Below are 19,611 nucleotides of genomic sequence, written 5' to 3' on the forward strand. Positions count from 1 at the left end.
CCGTTTCCCTAGAACGGCTTGCCTCTGCCGCCGCTTGTCTTTTCGCGCGCTCCATCCAAATCTGGCCCCCGCGTGGACCAAGGAGCCCAAAGACATGAAACTGGAATCGATCGCCCTCCATCACGGCTATGAATCGGAAGCCACCACCAAGGCGGCTGCCGTCCCGATCTATCAGACGACGTCCTACACGTTCGACGATACCCAGCACGGCGCCGATCTCTTCGATCTCAAGGTGGCCGGGAATATCTATACCCGCATCATGAACCCGACGACTGCCGTGCTCGAAGCGCGCGTCGCCGAGCTTGAAGGCGGCATCGCCGGCCTCGCTCTCGCCTCAGGCATGGCGGCGATCACCTATGCCATCCAGACCATTGCCGGCGTCGGCGACAATATCGTCTCCATCTCCCAGCTCTATGGCGGCACCTATAATCTTTTCGTCCACACCTTCCCCCGCCAGGGCATCGAAACCCGTCTCGTCAGTCACGACGACTATGAAGGCTTTGAAAAAGCCATCGACAGCAAGACCAAGGCCGTCTTCCTTGAATCCATCGGCAATCCCGCCGGCAATGTCGTCGATATCGAAAAGATCGCAGAAATCGCCCATCGCCATGGCGTGCCTGTTATCGTCGACAACACCGTCGCGACGCCATATCTGACGCGTCCCTTCGATTTCGGCGCCGATATCGTCGTTCATTCGCTGACGAAGTATATCGGCGGCCACGGGACGTCGATCGGCGGTATCATCGTCGATAGCGGCAAATTCGACTGGAAGGCAAACGCCGCCCGCTTCCCGGTGCTGAACGAGCCCGATCCGTCATATCACGGCGTCGTCTATACCGAGGCGCTCGGCCCCGCAGCCTATATCGGCCGCGCCCGCGTCGTGCCGCTGCGCAATACCGGCGCTGCCATTTCGCCCTTCAACGCCTTCCAGATCCTGCAGGGTCTCGAAACCCTCGGCCTCCGCATCGAGCGCCACTCGGAAAATGCCCTGAAAGTCGCGCAATACCTCAAGAGCCACCCCAAGGTCGAATGGGTCAATTATGCCGGCCTGCCCGATAGTCCCTATAACGCCGTTGCCAAGAAAATCTCGAAAGGCTCTGGCTCCGGGATTTTGTCCTTCGGCATTCAGGGCGGCAAGGAAGCCGGCGGCTGCTTCATCGATGCGCTGCAGATGATCCTGCGCCTCGTCAATATCGGCGACGCCAAATCCCTCGCCTGCCATCCGGCTTCGACCACGCACCGCCAGCTTTCCCCCGAAGAGCTGAAAAAGGCTGGCGTCTCCGAGGACCTCGTCCGCATTTCGGTCGGCATCGAACATATCGACGACATCATCGCCGATATCGAACAGGCTCTCGCCAAGGCCTGATCACGATTTCCCGCGCGGGGGCGACAAGCTCCCGCCTGGGGCGTAGGCTGCACAAGGTTAGCGGTCGCAGGTTCTGCGTCTCGCGCCGGTTTGCGCAATACGCCGGATATGCGGCCTCCCCTTGCGGAAGGAGGTCCCGATATGGCCCAAATGCACGTCATGGCCGGCGCCGGCGACAAGCTGGATCTGCCCGTCATCAAAACCATTACCCTTGCCGATCTCACCGAAGCGCTGCGCCGCGGCGCCGCGGATTTCTGGGCCAAGCCCAGCCATTATTTTCTCCTGGCGCTGATCTATCCGGTGATCGGCATTGTGCTGACCGTCTGGATGAACGGCTTTCACACCTGGCCCTTGCTCTATCCCCTCATCGGCGGCTTTGCGCTGATCGGCCCGATCGCCGCGCTGCCGCTCTATGAAATCTCCCGTCGCCGCGAATTGGGCGAAGAACCGTCCTGGCGCGACGCCATCGGCGTCATCCATTCGCCCGCCATGGGCAGCATCATCGCCATCGGCGCCATGCTCTTCGTCCTTTTCACCCTCTGGCTCACCAGCGCCCAGGCGCTTTACGAAAACCTCTTCGGCGCCTCACCGCCCCAAACCTTTGGCGCCATGTTCAATCAAGTCTTTGCCGAACCCGGCGGCATGACGCTCGCCATCATCGGCACGGCAGTCGGCGCCGCCTTCGCGCTCGTGGTGCTCTGCAGCTCTGTAATCGCCTTCCCGCTGCTGCTCGACCGCGATGTCGGCGCCTATGTTGCGGTGGAAACCTCCTTCCGCGCCGTCATGCACAATCTTATCCCCATGCTGGCCTGGGGGCTTATTGTCGGAATCTCGGTTTTTGTCGGCGCGCTCACCCTCTTTGTGGGTCTTGCCGTCATCTTGCCGATTCTTGGCCACGCGACCTGGCATCTGTATCGGGCGACGGTCGACGATGCCTCGATGATCCGGACTATGCCGTATGGCCAAAGGATTTAAACAGCCGGGCAAAGCGCAAAGGGAGGAGTTGGCTTCTTAACCACAAGGTCTTAGTCTCGCCGCTTCCTTGCCCGAACGACCCGAGCTCATGGACCACACTCCCTTCGAGGCCCCAAACAGCGCCGCCACGGCGACGCTGACGCCGATGATGGCGCAGTATTTCGAGATCAAGGCGGTCAATCCGGGCTATCTCCTGTTCTACCGGATGGGCGATTTCTACGAGCTCTTCTTCGAGGACGCCGAGATCGCCAGCGCCGCCTTGGGCATCGTGCTGACCAAGCGCGGCAAGCATCTGGGCGAGGATATCGGCATGTGCGGCGTGCCGATCCATGCCGCCAATGATTATCTCAACAAGCTCATTCGCCTGGGTCACCGCGTCGCCATTTGCGAGCAGGTCGAAGACCCCGCCGAAGCCAAGAAGCGCGGCAGCAAATCCGTCGTCAAACGCGACGTCGTGCGCCTCGTCACCCCCGGCACCCTGACCGACGACGACCATCTCGATGCCCGCTCTGCCAATTATCTCGCCGCGCTCTTCATGGTCCGCCATGGCGATACCGACTTTGCCCTCGCCTGGGCCGATATTTCAACCGGCGAGACCTTCGTCGCCGATCTCCCGGCCGATCGCCTTGCCGACGAACTCGCGCGCATCGCCCCGGCCGAACTGCTCCTCACCGAAGCCATCCGCCAGACCCTGACCGAGCGCCATCTCTTCGCGCCCGCCTGGTCTGCTGTCGCGACGACCCTTCCCCCCGAAGCGGCCAATAGCGAAGCTGCTTCCGGCATTCTCCGCAGCGCCTTCCCCGCCGCAATTTTCGATCCCTCCTCGCTCTCCCGCGCCAGCCGCGGCGCGCTGGCGAGCCTCGTTGCCTATATCGGCGAGAGCCAAAAAGGTCGGCCGGTTCCTCTTCGCGCTCCGGTCCTGCAGGCAACCGACGCCGTCATGGCCATCGATGCCGCGACGCGCTCGAGCCTTGAAATTCTCGTCACCCAGCGCGGCCAGGCCAAGGGCTCGCTGCGCAACAGCATCGATATGACCGTCACCGCGCCCGGCGCCCGCCTCCTCGCTGCGCGTCTCGCCGCCCCCTTGCGCAATGCTGCCGCCATCAATGACCGTCTCGATGCTGTAGAGCGTCTGGTCAACGATCCGCTTCTCCGCGCCCGGCTCCGCACCGATCTCAAGGCCGCGCCCGATCTCGCCCGCGCCCTCTCCCGCCTCGCGCTTGAACGCGGTGGCCCCCGCGATCTTGCCGCGGTGGGCAAGGCCGTTGCCGCCGCGCTCGATCTCTCGGCAACCCTCGCCAATCAAGCCGAGCTGCCACCCGCCCTCAGCAAGCTGACCGCAACGCTCGCCAACGCACCCCGCGCCCTTTCCTCCGAATTGGCCGTCGCGCTCGACGACGATCTGCCGCTTTTCTCCCGCGATGGCGGCTTCGTCCGTCCCGCCTATGACAGCAAGCTCGACGAGGAACGTGCGCTCGGCTCCGAAACCCGCGCCGTCGTCGCCGCTCTGCAAGCCCGGCTGATGGACGAAACCGACGTGCGCTCGCTCAAGATCAAGCACAATGGCGTTTTAGGCTTTTTCGTCGAGGTGCCCGCCGGTCACGGTCAAAAGCTGCTGGAGCCGCCGCACCGCGAGGTCTTCATCCATCGCCAGACCCTCGCCAATGCCATGCGGTTCACGACGACCGAATTGGCCGAACTCGAAGGCCGAATCGCCAAGGCACAAGGCGCCGCCCTCGATATCGAACTCGCGATCTTCACCCGCCTTCGCGAGGCCGTTCTGGAGCAGACAGGCGCTCTCCAAACCCTTGCCGACGCCTTGGCCGAACTCGACGTCTCCGCCGCTCTCGCGGAAGTGTCCGCCACGCGCTTTTATTGCCGCCCGCAGGTCGACGAGAGCCTTGCTTTCGCCATCGTCGGCGGGCGCCATCCGGTCGTGGAACAAATGGTGCGGGCAGAAGGCCAGGATTTTGTGGCCAATGACGCCGATCTCTCGGGCAGCGAAGAGGTCGGTGGTGGCAAACTCTGGCTCGTTACAGGCCCCAATATGGGCGGTAAGTCGACCTTCCTCCGCCAGAACGCCTTGATCGCCATTCTCGCCCAGATCGGCGCCTTCGTCCCTGCCGAAAGCGCGCATATCGGCGTCGTCGATCGCCTCTTTTCCCGCGTCGGCGCCTCTGACGATATCGCCCATGGCCGCTCGACCTTCATGGTCGAAATGGTCGAAACCGCTGCCATCCTCAATCGTGCGACGAGACGCAGCCTGGTTGTTCTGGACGAAATCGGCCGCGGTACGGCCACCTTCGATGGTCTCTCCATCGCCTGGTCCTCGGTCGAGGCGCTGCATGAAACCACCGGCTGCCGCGCGCTCTTTGCGACCCATTTCCATGAATTGACCAGCCTTGCGAAAACCCTCACCCGCGTCGCCAATGTCACGATGAAGGTGCGCGAATGGGAAGGCGATGTGGTCTTTCTCCACGAAGTCGGCCCCGGCGCGGCCGACCGCTCCTATGGTATTCAGGTGGCCCGGCTTGCCGGCCTGCCTGACCCTGTCATCGCGCGCGCAAGACAAGTCCTCGATATTCTCGAGCAACGCTCGGTCGGCACGGCGTCTTCCAAGGACAAGGCCAGCGTGCTAGACGATTTGCCGCTCTTTGCCCATCAGCCAGCCCCGGCACCAAAGATCAATGACCCCATTCACGAAGCCCTCGATGCCGTCCGCCCCGACGATATGACGCCCAAGCAAGCCATCGAAGCGCTCTACGAATTAAAGAAATTACGCGATGACGCTCGTCGACGCTGAAGCCAAACCGCGAAAATCCCACTTCGTGCTGAAGACGGCCGAGACCATTCTCGCCGAGCTCGATGGCATCGTGGGCGATCAACCGGCCAAGACCCCGGCCGCCCGCATGGCTGTCCTGGCCCATATCCGCCAGACCCTTGCCGAGGCGCGCAGCCAGGCCGAGGCCGAACTGCTCGCTACCAATAAGGGCACGCGCTGCGCGCAAAATCTCTGCTCCGCGCAGGACGAGATCATCACCGCGGTCTATCTCTTTGCCTCGACCCGGGTCTATCCGGTCGACAATCCCTCGGGCGCCGAAGCCATCGCCCTGTCCGCAGTTGGCGGCTATGGCCGCGGCACTCTGGCGCCGGGCTCCGATATCGATCTCCTCTTTATCCTCCCCTATAAACAAACGCCCTGGGGCGAGCAGGTCACCGAATACATTCTCTACATGCTCTGGGACCTTGGTCAGAAGGTCGGCCATGCCGTCCGCTCGGTCGACGAATGCATCCGCATGGCCCGCGCCGATATGACAGTGCGCACCGCGACCCTCGAAGCCCGCTTCCTGACGGGCGATCGCACGCTCTTCAACAATCTCGTCAAACGCTTCGAAACCGAGATCATGCCCAAGACGGGCCCGGAATTCATCGCCGCCAAGATGGCCGAGCGCGATGAACGCCACCGGCTCATGGGCAATACCCGCTATGTCGTCGAGCCCAATATCAAGGACGGCAAGGGTGGCCTCCGCGATCTCAATACGCTCTTCTGGATCGGCAAGTACTTTTACCAGGTCAAGACCAGCCACGAGCTCGTTGAAAAGGGTGTTCTCACCGCCGCCGAATATCGCCTCTTCTCCCGCGCCGAAGACTTCTTATGGGCGGTGCGATGTCACCTCCACTATGTCACCGGCCGTGCCGAGGAAAAGCTGACCTTCGACGTTCAGCCCGATCTCGCCCGCCGCATGGGTTATGCCGGCCGCATCGGTATGCTCAGCGTCGAGCGCTTCATGAAGCGCTATTTTCTTGTCGCCAAGGATGTCGGCGATCTCACCCGCATCATCTGCGCCAGCCTCGAATTCCATCACGCCAAGGATATGGATCTCGTTGGCCGCGTGCTCGCGCCCTTCCGCTCGGGCAAGTCCAAGATCAAGGGCGAGACAGACTTCGTCGTCGACACCGGTCGCCTCAATATTACGGCGGCCGATGTCTTCGAAAAGGACCCGGGCAATCTCATTCGCATGTTCATGGTGGCTGGCCGCGAAGAGCTGCTCTTCCATCCCGACGCCATCAAGCACATCCGCGATAGCCTCAGGCTCATCGACAACAAGCTGCGACACGACCCCAAGGCCAACGCGCATTTTCTGACTATCCTGACGAGCCCGCTCTATGTCGAGCGCATCCTGCGCCAGATGAACGAGAGCGGCGTCCTCGGAAAATTCGTGCCCGATTTCGGCAAGATCGTCGCGCTGATGCAGTTCAATATGTACCACCACTATACGGTGGACGAGCATCTGATCCGCTCTGTCGGCGTCATGGCCGATATCGCCAATGGCGGCCTCCGCCAGGAATTGCCGCTGACCCATGAGCTCTTGCCCCAGCTCAACGACACGCGCCTCCTCTATGTTGCGCTGTTCCTCCACGATATCGCCAAGGGCCGGCCCGAAGACCATTCCATCGCCGGCGCCCGTATCGCCAAAAAGCTCTGCCCGCGCTTTGGCCTCAACCCCGCCGAAACCGACACCGTCGCCTGGCTGATCGAATATCACCTCCTGATGAGCGAGATCGCCCAGGCCCGCGATATTCAGGATCCGGAAACGGCGAAAGCTTTTGCCGACGTCGTCCAGTCGCCCCAGCGCCTCGCGCTCCTCATGATCCTGACCGCCTGCGACATCCGCGCCGTCGGCCCGGGCACCTGGACTGGTTGGAAAGGCTCCCTCCTCCGTTCGCTCTACTACGCCACCGAACCGCTTCTTTCAGGCGGCCACAGTCAGGTCAGCCATTCCGATCGCGTCGAAGACGCGCGCCGCGTTCTCGGTGAAGCACTTGTCAAATGGCCACCGGCCGAGATCGAAACCTATACCGCGCGCCATTACGACCACTATTGGCTACGCGCCGAGCCCGAGCTGCAGATCGAGCACGCGCGCATGATCCGCCAGGCCGACGAGGCCAATCAGCCCTTTGCTGGCTCGATCCGCGTCAAGGCCTTCGAGGGCATCACCGAAGTCAGCTTCTATACCCCCGACCACCCGCGCCTCCTCTCGCTCATCGCCGGCGCCTGCACCATGCAGGACGCATCCATTATCGGCGCGCAGATTTTCTCGACCCGCGATGGCCGCGCCATCGACACCTTTAGGCTCCGCCGCTCTTTCACCTCGGACGAAGACGAAAAAGTGCGCGCCACCCGCATCATCGATACGGTCAAGCAATTGCTGCAGGGCAAGCGCACCGTCCTCATCGATCTCGGCAAAGAGTCGCGCCACAACCGCCGCCTCAAACCCTTCGCGCTCCCGGCCCAGGTTTCCGTCTCCAACGCCATCTCGGAAAAGTTCACCGTCATCGAGGTGTCCGGCCTCGATCGCATCGGTCTCCTTTATGCGCTGACCCGCGAAATATCCGATCTCAACCTCACCATCGGCTCTGCCCATATCGGCACCTATGGCGAAAAGGCCGTGGACGTGTTTTATGTCACCGATCTGACGGGGCAGAAGATTCACGTGAAACAGCGGCAGCGCAAAATCCACGGCGCGCTGATGGACGTGTTCGAGCGTCCCGAGGACAAAAAAACAGCGAATGCCTAAAAGACCTCATCCTGAGCCTGTCGAAGGAAGAGGTCGCGGCAGGCGCTCAACCGTGGATCGCCTCGGCTAGATGAGCCTCTTCCGCAATTTCTTTTCGGTTGGCGCCTGGACTCTTCTGAGCCGCGTCTTCGGCCTCGCGCGCGATGCGCTGATGGCGGCCGTCCTCGGCGTCGGCCCCGCAGCCGACGCCTTCAACGCAGCTTTCCGCTTCCCTAATCTCTTCCGCCGGCTTTTTGCCGAAGGCGCCTTCAACACCGCCTTTGTGCCGATGTTCTCGGGCGCGCTCGAGGAGCAAGGCGAAGACGGCGCCAAGCAGCTTGCCTCGCGGATCATGAGCTGGCTCCTCGCCATGCTCGTCGTCGTCACGATCCTTGCCGAAATCTTCATGCCGCAGATCATGCTCGCCTTTGTGCCGGGCTTCGTCGACGATCAGCAAAAATTCGACCTGACCGTGATGCTTACCCGCATCATGTTCCCCTATCTCGCCTGCATGTCGCTGATGGCCGCCTATGGCGCGATCCTCAATTCGCTCGGCCGGTTCTTCGCGGCCGCCTTTGCCCCCGTCCTTCTCAACATCGTCAATATCGCCGCGCTCATTCCGCTCGCGACGTTTTGGGTGCAGGACCCGCAGAACGCCACCTTCTGGGTCGCTATCGCCACCATGCTCGGCGGGCTCGCCCAACTCTGGCTCGTCTGGGCCGCCATCGAGCGTGCCGATTTCCGCCCCGCCTTCCGTCTGCCACGCTTCGATGCCGAAGTCCGCCGCTTCTGGTTCCTGGCCATCCCCGCCATCCTCACCGGCGGCATCACCCAGATCAATATCTTTGTCGGCACCATCATCGCCTCGGGCGCCGACAACACCATCTCGATCCTCGCTTATGCCGATCGGCTCTATCAGCTTCCCTTGGGCATTATCGGCATCGCCATCGGCACGGTGCTACTCCCCGAATTGAGCCGCCATTTGAAGGGCGGCCGCAATGCCGAGGCCCTCGCGAGCCAGGAACAATCCCTCTTCATCTCGATGCTCCTCACCATGCCGGCGGCAGCGGCGCTGATCAGCATTTCCGAGCCAATCGTTCGCCTGCTCTTCGAGCGCGGCCTCTTCGATGCCATGGCAACCAGACAAACTGCCGAAGCGCTGATCGCCTTTTCCTGCGGTCTCCCCGCCTATGTGCTGATCCGCGTCCTCCAGCCCGGCTTCTTCGCTCGGCAGGATACGATCACCCCCACGATCTTTGCCGGCATCAGCGTCGCCGCCAATATCGGCCTGTCGCTCCTTCTGTTCCCCACCATGTTCCATGTCGGCATCGCCATTGCGACCGCCGCCTCATCCTGGCTCAATGTCGTCATGTTGGGCACGACCCTCGCCATCCGCGGCCATTTCACCCTCTCTCGCAGCCAGATCTGGAATCACGCCATGATCATCCTGATCAGCGCCATGATGGGTCTGATCCTCATGGTTTTGGCCGATCAAGGCGCGGCGCATCTCGCCTCCGGCGCTCCGCTCTGGCGCCAGGCCCTCGTGCTCTCCGCGCTCATCGCTTATGGCGTGGTCTTTTATTTCACCATGGTCCACATCACCGGCACCCAGCGCCTTGGCACCCTGATGAGCCGCCTGCGCCGCCGTCGCTGACAGTTTCCATTTTTGCTTTCTCCGTATAGAACGGGCCGTCTGGAATCCTCGTTACGGCGTTCTTCTCATGTCCTTCACTCCCCGCGTTTTCTCGGGCATCAAGCCATCCGGCGATCTGCACCTCGGCAACTATCTCGGCGCCATTCGCCGTTTCGTGCCGCTTCAGGATACGCATGAGACCATCTATTGCGTGGTCGATATGCACGCGATCACCGTCTGGCAGGACCCGGACGATCTCAAGCGCTGGACCTATGAGATTGCCGCCGCCTATATCGCCGCCGGGCTCGATCCGAAGAAGTCGATCATCTTCAATCAGTCCCAGGTCGTCGAACATGCCGAACTGAGCTGGATCTTTAATTGCGTCGCCCGCATGGGCTGGATGGCGCGCATGACCCAGTTCAAGGACAAGGCCGGCGAAAATTCCGAGAATGTTTCGCTTGGCCTCTTCGCCTATCCCTCGCTCATGGCGGCAGATATCCTGCTCTATAAGGCGACGGCCGTTCCGGTGGGCGAAGATCAGCGCCAGCACCTCGAGCTGACGCGCGATATCGCGAAAAAATTCAACCACGATTTCGCCAAGCAGATCGCGGCCGCAGGCTTTGAGGACGAGTTTTTCCCGATCACGGAAACCCTCGCCACCGGCCCCGCCATGCGCGTCAAATCGCTGAAGGATGGCGCCAAGAAAATGAGCAAGTCCGAGGCTTCGGACCTTGCGACGATCTATATGATGGACGATGCGGACCTGATCGCCAAAAAGATCAAGCGCGCCACTTCGGATGCCGAAGCCCTGCCGACAGAAGCCGCTGGTCTTGCCGGTCGCAACGAGGCCGAAAACCTCGTCGGCGTATATGCCGCGCTCGCCAATCAGTCGGTCGATCAGGTTCTGGCCGAATATGGTGGCAAGGGCTGGGGCGTGTTCAAGCCAGCGCTGGCCGATCTGGCGGTCTCGGTGCTCGCGCCGATCGCCGATGAAATGAAGCGGCTGGTGTCCGATCGCGGCGAAATGGATCGCATTCTCGGCGACGGCGCCGAACGCGCCCGCGCCATTGCCCAGCCGATCATGGCCGATGTTCGCAAACTCGTCGGTTTCGTCCGCTAAACGGAGGCGCCTTTGTACGATACTGAATACAAGCGCAAATTCCTCGTCGTCATCGACGAGACCGAAGAATGCGACCGCGCCCTGACCTTTGCCGCCTTCCGCACCAAGCGGACGGGCGGCACCGTGGTCCTTGTCACCATCGTGCCCAAGCCCGAATTCATCGGCATGGGTGTCGAAGAAGTCCTGCGCGCTGAAGCCGTCGAAGATGCAGAGCGCAATCTCGATATGCGCCTTGCCCGCATCAAGGAAATCGGCGACGTCCGGGCTGAAACGGTCATCCGCGAAGGCAATGGCCCCGAGCAGATCGAAGAGCTGATCGACCAGGATCACGGCATCGCCATTCTTGTGCTGGCGGCCTCAAAATCCCCCGACGGCCCGGGGCCTCTCGTCAATCACTTCGCCAATCGCGCCAATGCGCTGCCTATTCCGCTCACCATCGTCCCCGGCCGCATGAGCGACGAAGAAATCATCGCTATCTGCTAGAGTGCCGCAGGCAAAATCGCGCCAGTGGCGCGATTTTAGCGAAGCAGGCCATGAGAGCTGCGCTCGAATGGCGATGCGCCGCAGCTGAGGCAATCCAAAGCTGCAGCTGAACCGCGGCCAATCCAGCGCAGAATCTCCACCACCGCCCTTGCATCCTGACTGTAATTGTCTATTTTAGAAGTGTTCTAAGTCCAAGGCGATCCCATGTTTATCCAGACCGAAGCCACGCCCAATCCGGCAACGCTGAAATTCCTGCCCGGCCGCGACGTCCTCGTCGGCGAACCGCGCGATTTTCGCACGCTCGATGCCGCAGAAGCCTCGCCGCTGGCAGCAAGCCTCTTTGGCATTTCCGGCGTGACCGGCGTCTTTTTGGGTTCCGATTTCATCTCGGTCACCAAGGACGACACCAATTGGGCCCACATCAAGCCGGCTATTCTGGGCGTGATCATGGACCATTTCCTCGCTGGCAAGCCGGTTCTCCTCGATGAGAACGCTGTCCATGTCGATGAATTCGCGGGCGAAGAATTTTACGAAGAAGAAGACAAGGAAATGGTCGAAGTCATCAAGGAACTGCTGGCGACGCGCGTGCGTCCGGCCGTTGCCATGGATGGCGGCGACATCATCTTCCGCGGCTTCAAGGAAGGCACCGTCTTCCTTCACATGCAGGGCGCCTGTTCCGGCTGCCCCTCTTCGACCGCCACTCTCAAGAGCGGCATCGAAAACCTCCTCCGCCACTTCGTCCCAGGCGTCGAGTCGGTGCAGCAAGTCTGATTCAAAGACCTACAGTTAAGCAGCAAGCCAAAGGCCCCGATGATCGCTCATCGGGGCCTTTGTCTATTTTGACTTTTTGACTTAGAGGTTCTTGAGCCTCGCCTACCCACCGGCCGTCATCCCCGCGCAGGCGGGGATCCATCCTGAGATCTCAGGGATGGACCCCGGCCTTCGCCGGGGTGACACTGGCAGCGCGGGATAAAAACCCCTACTCCGCAGCTTCCTTCTGCTCTTCCGGCCGCTGGTCGGTAATCGCCAGCACCTCGGGCGCGTCGCGCTTGCGGCGAATGCGCAGCCGTTTGATCTTGCGGCCGTCGGCGGCGAGGATTTCGAACTCGAAACCATCGAGCCCCGTCACCTTCTCGCCCCGGCGCGGCACGTGGCCTGCAAGGTCGAACACTAACCCACCAATGGTCTCGACGTCATCGGCATGATCGCCGGGGTCGAAATCATCGCCGACGACAGCGCGAACTTCGTCAAGCTCGGCGCGGGCATTGGCGATATAGGTGTCTTCGCCCACCTTGCGCACCATGGCGCTGACGGCTTCGTCGTGCTCGTCCTCGATCTTGCCGACAATGGCTTCGAGCAAGTCTTCGATGGTCACGAGACCATCGGTGCCGCCATATTCGTCGACGACGATGGCCATGTGGACGCGGCTTGCGCGCATCGATTGGAGGAGGTCGCCGGCCGGCATGAAGGTTGGTACGAACATAGCCGTGCGGGTAATGCCCAGCCTGTTGATCTTCTGCTTCAGCGTCGACGAGAGAAGCCGCACCGGCACATCCTTTTCAGGATCGGTCACCGGCTCAGTGATCTTGGCCATGGCATCCTTGATGTGGATGAAGCCGATGATCTTGTCGAGCTCGTCCTCATAGACCGGCAGCCGTGAATGGCCCACCTGGCGGAACTTTGCGAGCAATGTGCCGAGATTGATATCGGCCTCGACGGCCTGGATATCGGAGCGCTCGACCATGATGTCGTCGATCGAGACGGCAGAGAGTTTCAGCACGTTTTGCAGAATCGTGCGTTCGCTCTCGGTGAAATTGGCAGTTTCCGCACTGCCGCGCTCTTCTAGCGCAACCTGCAAGTCGTCGCGAAGCGAGACTGTGCGCAGCGCCAGAATGGATTTAAGCCGATTGAACAGGCTCGGCCCCCGGCTCGCCTGAGCGGGGGCGGGACTAGAGGACGGCTCGGGATTATCGGGCACCCGCTGACCCTTGCGTTCGCTATCGTTCATTGTGTCGGACCGCTCGAGGGCGGCGCAATATCCTCATCTTGGACAATAATGCAGCCGGTAAACCAGGTGTTCACAGGCTTAATCGGCGTAAGGATCGGCAATGCCAAGTCGTGCCAATATCTGGGTTTCGAGCCCCTCCATTTTCAGGGCCTCGTCCTCTTCGAGATGATCATAGCCTAAAATGTGCAAAAAGCCATGCACAACGAGATGGGTGAAATGATCCTCGAGCGAGGTCCCCTGTTCTTCGGCCTCGCGGATCAGGGTTTCCCGCGCCAGCGTAATGTCACCAAGGATACCGAAAACCGGCCCGAAGGGCTCAATCTGCGGGAAACTGAGGACATTGGTCGAGGAGTCTTTGCCCCGATATTGCGCGTTGAGTTCGCGTTGTTCCTCATCATCGGTCAGCAGCACCGAAATCTCGGCCGCACCCTTGATCTTGGGCTTGGCCTCGTCGAGCGCAGCAAGAATGGCGCGCTCGGCAAGGGCATCGAAGTGCTCGGGCCAATCATCCACATTACGGATGACGGCGATTTCTAGCGGAGGAACAGGCGGCAATTGGGCTCAATCATCGTTGGAAAAGGCACCCTCGCTTAGCGCGAGAGGGTGCCCAGGGTCCGTGCAAGTCCGGTCGTGTCGCCGTCTTTTTCGGCCAACCGCCGCGCGGTATCGGCTTCATAGGCCCGCACGATGCGGCCCACAAGCGCGTGGCGCACCACGTCCTTATCGTTGAACCGGCTGATATGAACGCTCTCGACGCCATCGAGCAGATTGACCGCCTCGACCAGCCCCGATTTTTCCCCACGCGGCAGATCGACCTGGGTCGGATCGCCGGTGACGATCATCTTGGAATTTTCGCCAAGACGGGTCAGGAACATCTTCATCTGCATCGATGTGGTGTTCTGGGCTTCGTCGAGAATGACGACGGCATTGGCGAGCGTCCGGCCGCGCATGAAGGCGAGCGGCGCCACCTCGATGATCCCCGACGTGATGCAGCGCTCGACATTTTCGGGCTTCATCATGTCGTAAAGCGCGTCATAGAGCGGCCGCAGATAGGGATCGACCTTTTCCTTCATGTCGCCCGGCAAAAAGCCGAGGCGTTCGCCGGCTTCGACGGCCGGGCGTGAAAGAATGATGCGATTGATATCGCCGCGTTCGAGAAGCGAAGCGGCGTGGGCGACCGCCAGGTAGGTCTTGCCGGTACCAGCCGGACCGACACCGAACACGAGTTCGGAGCGTTCCATGGCCCGCATATAGGCGTCCTGCGCCGGGGTGCGGGCCGCGATCGTCGCCTTGCGCGTGGCGATCTGGGCCATACGGACTTTGCCCTTGCGCTCGAGCGTCGGCAGGGTCAGTTGGCTATCCTCGGTCTCGACCATGCGGATCACCGCATCGACATCGCCGATATCGGCGGTGCGGCCTTCCTCGAGGCTGGCATAAAGCGATTCAAGCACCCGGCGCGCCTGATCGACCTTGGACGCCGCGCCTTTCAACAACACATGGTTGCCGCGTGGCGTAGCCGACACGGCAAGGCGCTGTTCGATAAGGGCGAGGTTCTGGTCGAAATCGCCATAGAGCTGAGCTGCAAGGCGATTGTCTTCAAAGGCGAGTTCGAGTTGCGATGCGAGGGCGTTATCTGCTGAAGGTGGCAAGTGCCTGCTCAAACTTTCTCGGCTCCCGAAGGGAGGCGCAATATGCGCGCTCCAACACAAAACGAGGCTAGGACGATTTGGGTCCCTTGTCTCTCGATATTTTGTGACGATTTGACCAAGGTTCAAGCGGCCCTATGGCGTCATAACATCCCGACTACGGCGGCCCTGAGCCTCGCCAGATCCTCAGGCCGGCTCAATCGGTGATCGCCATCCGGAATCATCGTCAGTGTCACCGGATCATGAAGGATATGGGTAAGGAGGCGCTGCGCATGCGCCGGCGGCACATCCCGATCCTGCCCGCCTTGTAGAATATGCACCGGACATCCCGTCTCGATCACCTTGCCAAAGAGCAGATGCTGGTCGCCATCCGCGATCAGTTTTTTGGTGTAGCGATAGGGACCATCGCCATAAGCGCTTTCCCGCTCTACGAAGCCGTCCCGGTCGAGCCGTGAAAAATCCTCGGCCAAAAAGCGTTTCGGGATCAGTTCGCGCGTCGCGTCCACCGCCGGGGCAATCAGCACCATGCCCTTGATCCGGTTCTCGCCGCGCGCTTGCAGCGCTCGCGCCAAGAGTAGGGCCAGCCACCCGCCCATGGACGAGCCGAGCACCACCTGCGGCCCCTCGGTCAGCGCAAAGACGGCCAGCGTCTCTTCGAGCCAGTCCCCGATCGTTGCCGCATGGAAGTCGCCACCCGACTCGCCGTGGCCCGAATAATCGAATCGCGTCACGCCAAGGCCATGTTCTTGGCCTAAAGCATCGATCGCGCTGGCTTTTAGTCCCGTCATCACCGAGCGGAAACCATTGAGCCAGAAAAGTCCGGGCGCCTTTCCCGGCCGTTGGAGATAGGCGATTTTCCGCAGATTATCGGCCTCACCCACGCTAAGGCACTGTGTTTGTAGGGAAGTCACACGGAACTCTTCGGGCTTTTGCTGGATTTGATGGCAAACATCTGGCGTTTTCTCGGCGCAACAGCCGGAAATCAGTACATCCAGCAGTTGACTTCTCACCCCGCTAACACGATTTTATGGCCGAATTCACCCCCCGGCAGAAACAGCACAAGGAACGCTTGCCATTCGTCGTCCAATGAGACCCACGGCGCCCCAGAAAGATGGGCCGCTTGCCAATGAGGACATCACCAGCCCCGACATCCAGCTTATCGATGCCGAAGGCGAAAACCGCGGCGTAGTTCGAACGCGCGATGCGCTCACCGAAGCGCAGGAGGCTGGGCTCGACCTGGTCATCATCGCAGCGAACTCCAATCCGCCGGTTGCCAAGATGCTCGATCTCGGCCGCTTCAAATATGCCGCTCAGAAAAAAGCGGCCGAAGCGCGCAAGAAGCAGAAGGTTATTGAAGTCAAGGAAGTTCAGCTCCGGCCGAACATCGATACCCATGACTACGAGACCAAGATGAAGGCTGTGCAACGGTTCCTCGGCGAAGGCGATCGGGTCAAGGTCACGATGCGTTTCCGCGGCCGCGAAATGGCCCACCAGGATATCGGCATGCAGCTGCTGCTCAAGGTTCGCGAGCAGATGGAAACGCTGGCCAAGGTCGAAAGCCAGCCGCGCTCCGAAGGCCGCCAGATGGTTATGGTCCTGGCGCCCAAGTAAGGCGCCAAAAATCGATTTGACGAAGGCGGGTCTCGTGCCCGCCTTTTTCGTTGTGCCGCGCAATCGTGAAACGGACGCTCATGATCCCGCTCGCCCGGCGCAAACTGACATGTTAGCGTCACGCCCATGCAGCAAGCCGCCCTCTATTCCACCCAGCCCAAGGCCCAGACCCCCGATCGCTTGGACGCTGGTATCCGCGTCGCCGCCCGTCTCAAGGGCGTGGTCAAGGGCGCCATCCATACCGATCCCTTGATGACCTATGCCTGGAGCGGCGATGCCAGCTCCTATCGCCTGATCCCGGCCGTCGTGGTCTTCGTCAATTCCGAGGACGATGTCCGCGCCGTGTTCCAGGCCGCGCGCGCCGAGGGTCTACCCGTCACCTTCCGTGCCGCCGGCACCTCGCTTTCGGGTCAGGCCGTCACCGATGGCGTGCTCGCTGTTCTCGGCGATGGCTGGCGCAAACTCGACATTCATCCCGGCGCCGAAAAGATCACCCTCGGCCCCGCGATCATCGTCGCCGAAGCCAATAAGGCGCTAAAGCCTTACGACAAGAAGATCGGCCCCGATCCGGCCTCGCAGGCCACCTGCAAAATCGGCGGCGTCGTCAACAACAACTCGTCGGGCATGTGTTGCGGTGTTGCGCAAAACACCTACCACACCATGGCCCGCCTCCGGATCGTCCTCACCGACGGCACCATGCTCGATTCTGGCGATGCCACGAGCCGCGACGCGTTTCGAGTGTCGCATGCCGGCATGCTGCGCGCGCTCCATGATCTTCACCACGAGATCATGGCCGATAATGAGCTCGTCGCCCTGATCCGCCACAAATACCGGATCAAGAACACCGTCGGCTATTCGCTCAACGCCTTGGTCGATTATCACGACCCGCTCGATATTCTCATCCACCTCATGGTCGGGTCCGAAGGCACACTCGGATTCGTCGCGGAGGTCACCTACAACACCGTCCCCGAGCATCCCTTCAAAGCCACGGGTCTCGTCCCCTTTCCCGATCCGCAATCGGCCGGCCGCGCCATCATCGAAATGGCCAATGGCGGCGTCCAGGTCACGACCGGCGTCACCGCCGCCGAATATATCGAGCGCCGTGCCCTGACGACGGTCGAGCACCTGCCTCCCATGCAGCCGCTCCTGCCCTGGCTGAAATCCGATTCCCCCGCCGTCCTCATCGACGTCACCGCCCCCGATGCCGCAACGCTCGCCATCGAGGTCGCAAAGACGCAAGAGCTGCTCGCCCGTCACGGCGCGACCCATATCGATCTATCGACCGACGAACATCGCAGTCACGCCCTCTGGGATATCCGAAAGGGCTTTTTCACCTCGGCCGGTGCCGCCCGCCCCAAGGGCTCGATCATGCTCACCGAGGATGTTGCTGCGCCCATCGAGCGCCTCGCCGAATTCGTCGTCGATCTGCGCACCATGTTAGACAATCACGGCTATACCGACGCCGTCATTTTTGGCCACGCACTCGCCGGCAATCTCCACTTCCAGATGGGCGACGATTTTTCCAAGCCCGGCGCCGCCGAAAAGTTCGACCTGTTCAATCAGGCCCTCAGCACCCTCGTCTCCGGCCGCTATGGCGGCTCGCTCAAGGCCGAGCACGGCACCGGCCGCGCCATCGCGCCCTTCGTCGAAGCCGAGTGGGGCCCCAAGGCCTACGCGATCATGCATCGCATCAAGGCCCTGTTCGATCCCGAGCGCCTCCTCAATCCCGGCGTGCTTCTCAACGACGACCCAAAGATCCACGTCAAAAACCTGAAACTCATGCCGCTCGCGGATGAGGTCGTCGATCTCTGCATCGAATGCGGCTTTTGCGAACCCGCCTGCCCTAGCCACCATATGACGCTGACCCCGCGCCAGCGCATCGCCGTCACCCGTGAACGCGCCCGCCTTCGCGCCTCTGGCGAAGACCCGGCGCGCCTTCAAAAACTCGATGCCGATTTCCAATATGCCGGCATGGACACCTGCGCCGCGTGCAATCTGTGTTCCCTCCGCTGCCCCGTCGGCATCGAAACCGGCACCATGATTCTCGGCGAACGCGCGCGCCGACGTAGCGCCACGGCCCATTCCGTCGCCCGCTTTGCTGCCGATCATCGCGGCTCGGTTGAACGGTTTATGCGCGGTGGCGTCGCAATCGCCGATGCCGCCCGCACCATCATTCCGGCGCCTGCAATCGAAGCGGTCACCGAAACCGCCCGCCGCGCGACCAATAAGCGGGTCCCCCGCGTCTCCCGAGCCCTCCACCACGGCCCCGGCGCGCCAAAACCGACGGAAACCCGCCAGAATCCAAAGAAGACCGGCTTTCCCGTTCCGATCACCCAGACCGGCCGACCTTCGGTCGTCTATTTCCCAGCCTGCCCCAGCCGCATGTTCGGCGCCCCCAAAACCGAACACGGCCTCCTCGACACGCCTGCTGCCATGGTCGCCCTCCTCGAGCGCGCCGGCTTCGACGTCATCGTGCCCGAGCACCTGATTGGCCAATGCTGCGGCCAACCCTTTCAATCCAAGGGTTTTCCTGAGCAAGCCGCCGAAGTCGGCAAGGCCCTCAAATCCGAACTGTCGTCGCTTTCAGACGCGGGCCGCCTCAAGATCGTGACCGACGCCTCGACCTGCGCGAAACATCTGCGCGAGTTTCCAGGCGACGCGGCCGTTTCAGATTCCCCGCAATTCCTCCTCGCCGAAATTCTGCCGCACCTGACGATCACCCAAAAACTCGACAGCGTTGCCGTCCACCACAACTGCTCCGCCCAGCGCCTCGCCGAGCAACCGGCGACCGAAGCCCTCGCCCGCGCCTGCGCCGACGAGATCGCCGTGCTCTCCTCCATCAATTGCTGCGGCTATGCCGGCGACAAGGGCCTTTTCGTCCCCGAACTCAACGCCCACGCCACCCGTCGCGTCCACAATGACATCCCGGCCAATTGCAGCCTCGGCATCTCTACCGTCTCCACCTGCGCCTCCGGCCTCACCGAACACGCCGGCGTTCCCTTCGTGAGCCTCGCTAGCCTTCTGGAATGGGCCAGCCGGCCCTAGCAGCGCGTTCGCTAATCACCCCCTCCCAACCTCACCCATCAAGGGGGAGGTGCGGCCCTGCGTCTGTGACAAGATCTCCAAGCACCCACCGGCAGATACCTCCCCCTTGATGGGCTCCGACCCGTCCCGCAGGGAAATTCGCTCCAGTGGAGCGAATTTAGGAGAG

14 protein-coding genes are annotated in these 19,611 nt (G+C 61.6%); 10 read left to right on the forward strand and 4 right to left on the reverse strand.

All coding sequences use genetic code 11. The features are described 5' to 3' along the window. The first annotated feature begins 94 nt into the window (after positions 1 to 94). The 8 genes from ASG47_RS09790 to ASG47_RS09825 all read left to right on the forward strand — a co-directional run bounded on the left by ASG47_RS09790 (position 95) and on the right by ASG47_RS09825 (position 11,906). Positions 95 to 1,366, forward strand: a complete 1,272-nt coding sequence (locus tag ASG47_RS09790; protein WP_061908537.1) for an O-acetylhomoserine aminocarboxypropyltransferase/cysteine synthase family protein — start codon at positions 95 to 97, stop codon at positions 1,364 to 1,366. Positions 1,367 to 1,507: 141 nt separating this feature from the next. Continuing rightward, the gene (locus tag ASG47_RS09795; protein ID WP_061908538.1) at positions 1,508 to 2,341 is read left to right on the forward strand and encodes a DUF2189 domain-containing protein; all 834 of its coding nucleotides are present in this window, start codon (positions 1,508 to 1,510) and stop codon (positions 2,339 to 2,341) included. Between the two features lie 88 nt (positions 2,342 to 2,429). Next, positions 2,430 to 5,144, forward strand: a complete 2,715-nt coding sequence (gene mutS, locus ASG47_RS09800; protein ID WP_061908539.1) for a DNA mismatch repair protein MutS — start codon at positions 2,430 to 2,432, stop codon at positions 5,142 to 5,144. Continuing rightward, complete coding sequence (locus ASG47_RS09805; RefSeq protein WP_061908540.1) at positions 5,125 to 7,920, forward strand: [protein-PII] uridylyltransferase; 2,796 nt, start codon at positions 5,125 to 5,127, stop codon at positions 7,918 to 7,920. Before mutS ends, ASG47_RS09805 begins: the two co-directional genes overlap by 20 nt. A gap of 70 nt (positions 7,921 to 7,990) precedes the next feature. After that, positions 7,991 to 9,553 (forward strand): murein biosynthesis integral membrane protein MurJ, encoded by a 1,563-nt coding sequence (murJ, locus tag ASG47_RS09810; protein WP_061908541.1) that lies wholly within the window; start codon positions 7,991 to 7,993, stop codon positions 9,551 to 9,553. A 67-nt stretch (positions 9,554 to 9,620) separates the two neighbouring features. Then, entirely contained in the window at positions 9,621 to 10,652 is a 1,032-nt protein-coding gene (gene trpS, locus ASG47_RS09815; RefSeq protein WP_061908542.1) for a tryptophan--tRNA ligase, read from the forward strand. A 12-nt stretch (positions 10,653 to 10,664) separates the two neighbouring features. Beyond that, positions 10,665 to 11,135: a universal stress protein gene (locus ASG47_RS09820; protein WP_061908543.1), complete on the forward strand. Its 471-nt coding sequence runs from the start codon at positions 10,665 to 10,667 to the stop codon at positions 11,133 to 11,135. A gap of 204 nt (positions 11,136 to 11,339) precedes the next feature. Further along, a complete protein-coding gene (locus ASG47_RS09825) occupies positions 11,340 to 11,906 on the forward strand; it encodes a NifU family protein (RefSeq protein ID WP_061908544.1) in 567 nt (188 codons plus the stop codon). A 208-nt stretch (positions 11,907 to 12,114) separates the two neighbouring features. Here ASG47_RS09825 and ASG47_RS09830 read toward each other — a convergent pair whose 3' ends face one another. From ASG47_RS09830 to ASG47_RS09845, 4 genes are all read right to left on the reverse strand, one after another. After that, positions 12,115 to 13,143, reverse strand: coding sequence for a hemolysin family protein (locus ASG47_RS09830; protein WP_061908545.1), 1,029 nt, complete (start codon positions 13,141 to 13,143; stop codon positions 12,115 to 12,117). Positions 13,144 to 13,221: 78 nt separating this feature from the next. After that, complete coding sequence (gene ybeY, locus ASG47_RS09835) at positions 13,222 to 13,698, reverse strand: rRNA maturation RNase YbeY (protein ID WP_061908546.1); 477 nt, start codon at positions 13,696 to 13,698, stop codon at positions 13,222 to 13,224. A gap of 35 nt (positions 13,699 to 13,733) precedes the next feature. Next, positions 13,734 to 14,792 carry a PhoH family protein gene (locus ASG47_RS09840; protein WP_244484027.1) on the reverse strand — a complete coding sequence of 353 codons (1,059 nt, stop codon included), beginning with the start codon at positions 14,790 to 14,792 and terminating at the stop codon, positions 13,734 to 13,736. Positions 14,793 to 14,932: 140 nt separating this feature from the next. After that, positions 14,933 to 15,700 (reverse strand): alpha/beta hydrolase, encoded by a 768-nt coding sequence (locus ASG47_RS09845; protein WP_061908548.1) that lies wholly within the window; start codon positions 15,698 to 15,700, stop codon positions 14,933 to 14,935. Between the two features lie 163 nt (positions 15,701 to 15,863). Here ASG47_RS09845 and infC point away from each other — a divergent pair, with 163 nt between their 5' ends. Together infC and ASG47_RS09855 are read left to right on the forward strand one after the other, a co-directional pair. Continuing rightward, entirely contained in the window at positions 15,864 to 16,400 is a 537-nt protein-coding gene (infC, locus tag ASG47_RS09850) for a translation initiation factor IF-3 (RefSeq protein ID WP_200913643.1), read from the forward strand. Positions 16,401 to 16,526: 126 nt separating this feature from the next. Continuing rightward, positions 16,527 to 19,445: an FAD-binding and (Fe-S)-binding domain-containing protein gene (locus tag ASG47_RS09855; protein ID WP_082461177.1), complete on the forward strand. Its 2,919-nt coding sequence runs from the start codon at positions 16,527 to 16,529 to the stop codon at positions 19,443 to 19,445. The last annotated feature ends 166 nt before the right edge of the window (positions 19,446 to 19,611 follow it).

Source organism: Devosia sp. Leaf420, from assembly GCF_001425445.1.
In the GTDB taxonomy this organism is placed as follows: Bacteria; Pseudomonadota; Alphaproteobacteria; order Rhizobiales; family Devosiaceae; genus Devosia.

Coding starts and splice junctions, on each gene's coding strand:
- ASG47_RS09790 (WP_061908537.1), top strand. CDS start 95: ATGAAACTGGAATCGATCGCCCTCCATCACGGCTATGAATCGGAAGCC.
- ASG47_RS09795 (WP_061908538.1), top strand. CDS start 1,508: ATGGCCCAAATGCACGTCATGGCCGGCGCCGGCGACAAGCTGGATCTG.
- mutS (WP_061908539.1), top strand. CDS start 2,430: ATGGACCACACTCCCTTCGAGGCCCCAAACAGCGCCGCCACGGCGACG.
- ASG47_RS09805 (WP_061908540.1), top strand. CDS start 5,125: ATGACGCTCGTCGACGCTGAAGCCAAACCGCGAAAATCCCACTTCGTG.
- murJ (WP_061908541.1), top strand. CDS start 7,991: ATGAGCCTCTTCCGCAATTTCTTTTCGGTTGGCGCCTGGACTCTTCTG.
- trpS (WP_061908542.1), top strand. CDS start 9,621: ATGTCCTTCACTCCCCGCGTTTTCTCGGGCATCAAGCCATCCGGCGAT.
- ASG47_RS09825 (WP_061908544.1), top strand. CDS start 11,340: ATGTTTATCCAGACCGAAGCCACGCCCAATCCGGCAACGCTGAAATTC.
- ASG47_RS09830 (WP_061908545.1), bottom strand. CDS start 13,143: ATGAACGATAGCGAACGCAAGGGTCAGCGGGTGCCCGATAATCCCGAG.
- ASG47_RS09855 (WP_082461177.1), top strand. CDS start 16,527: ATGCAGCAAGCCGCCCTCTATTCCACCCAGCCCAAGGCCCAGACCCCC.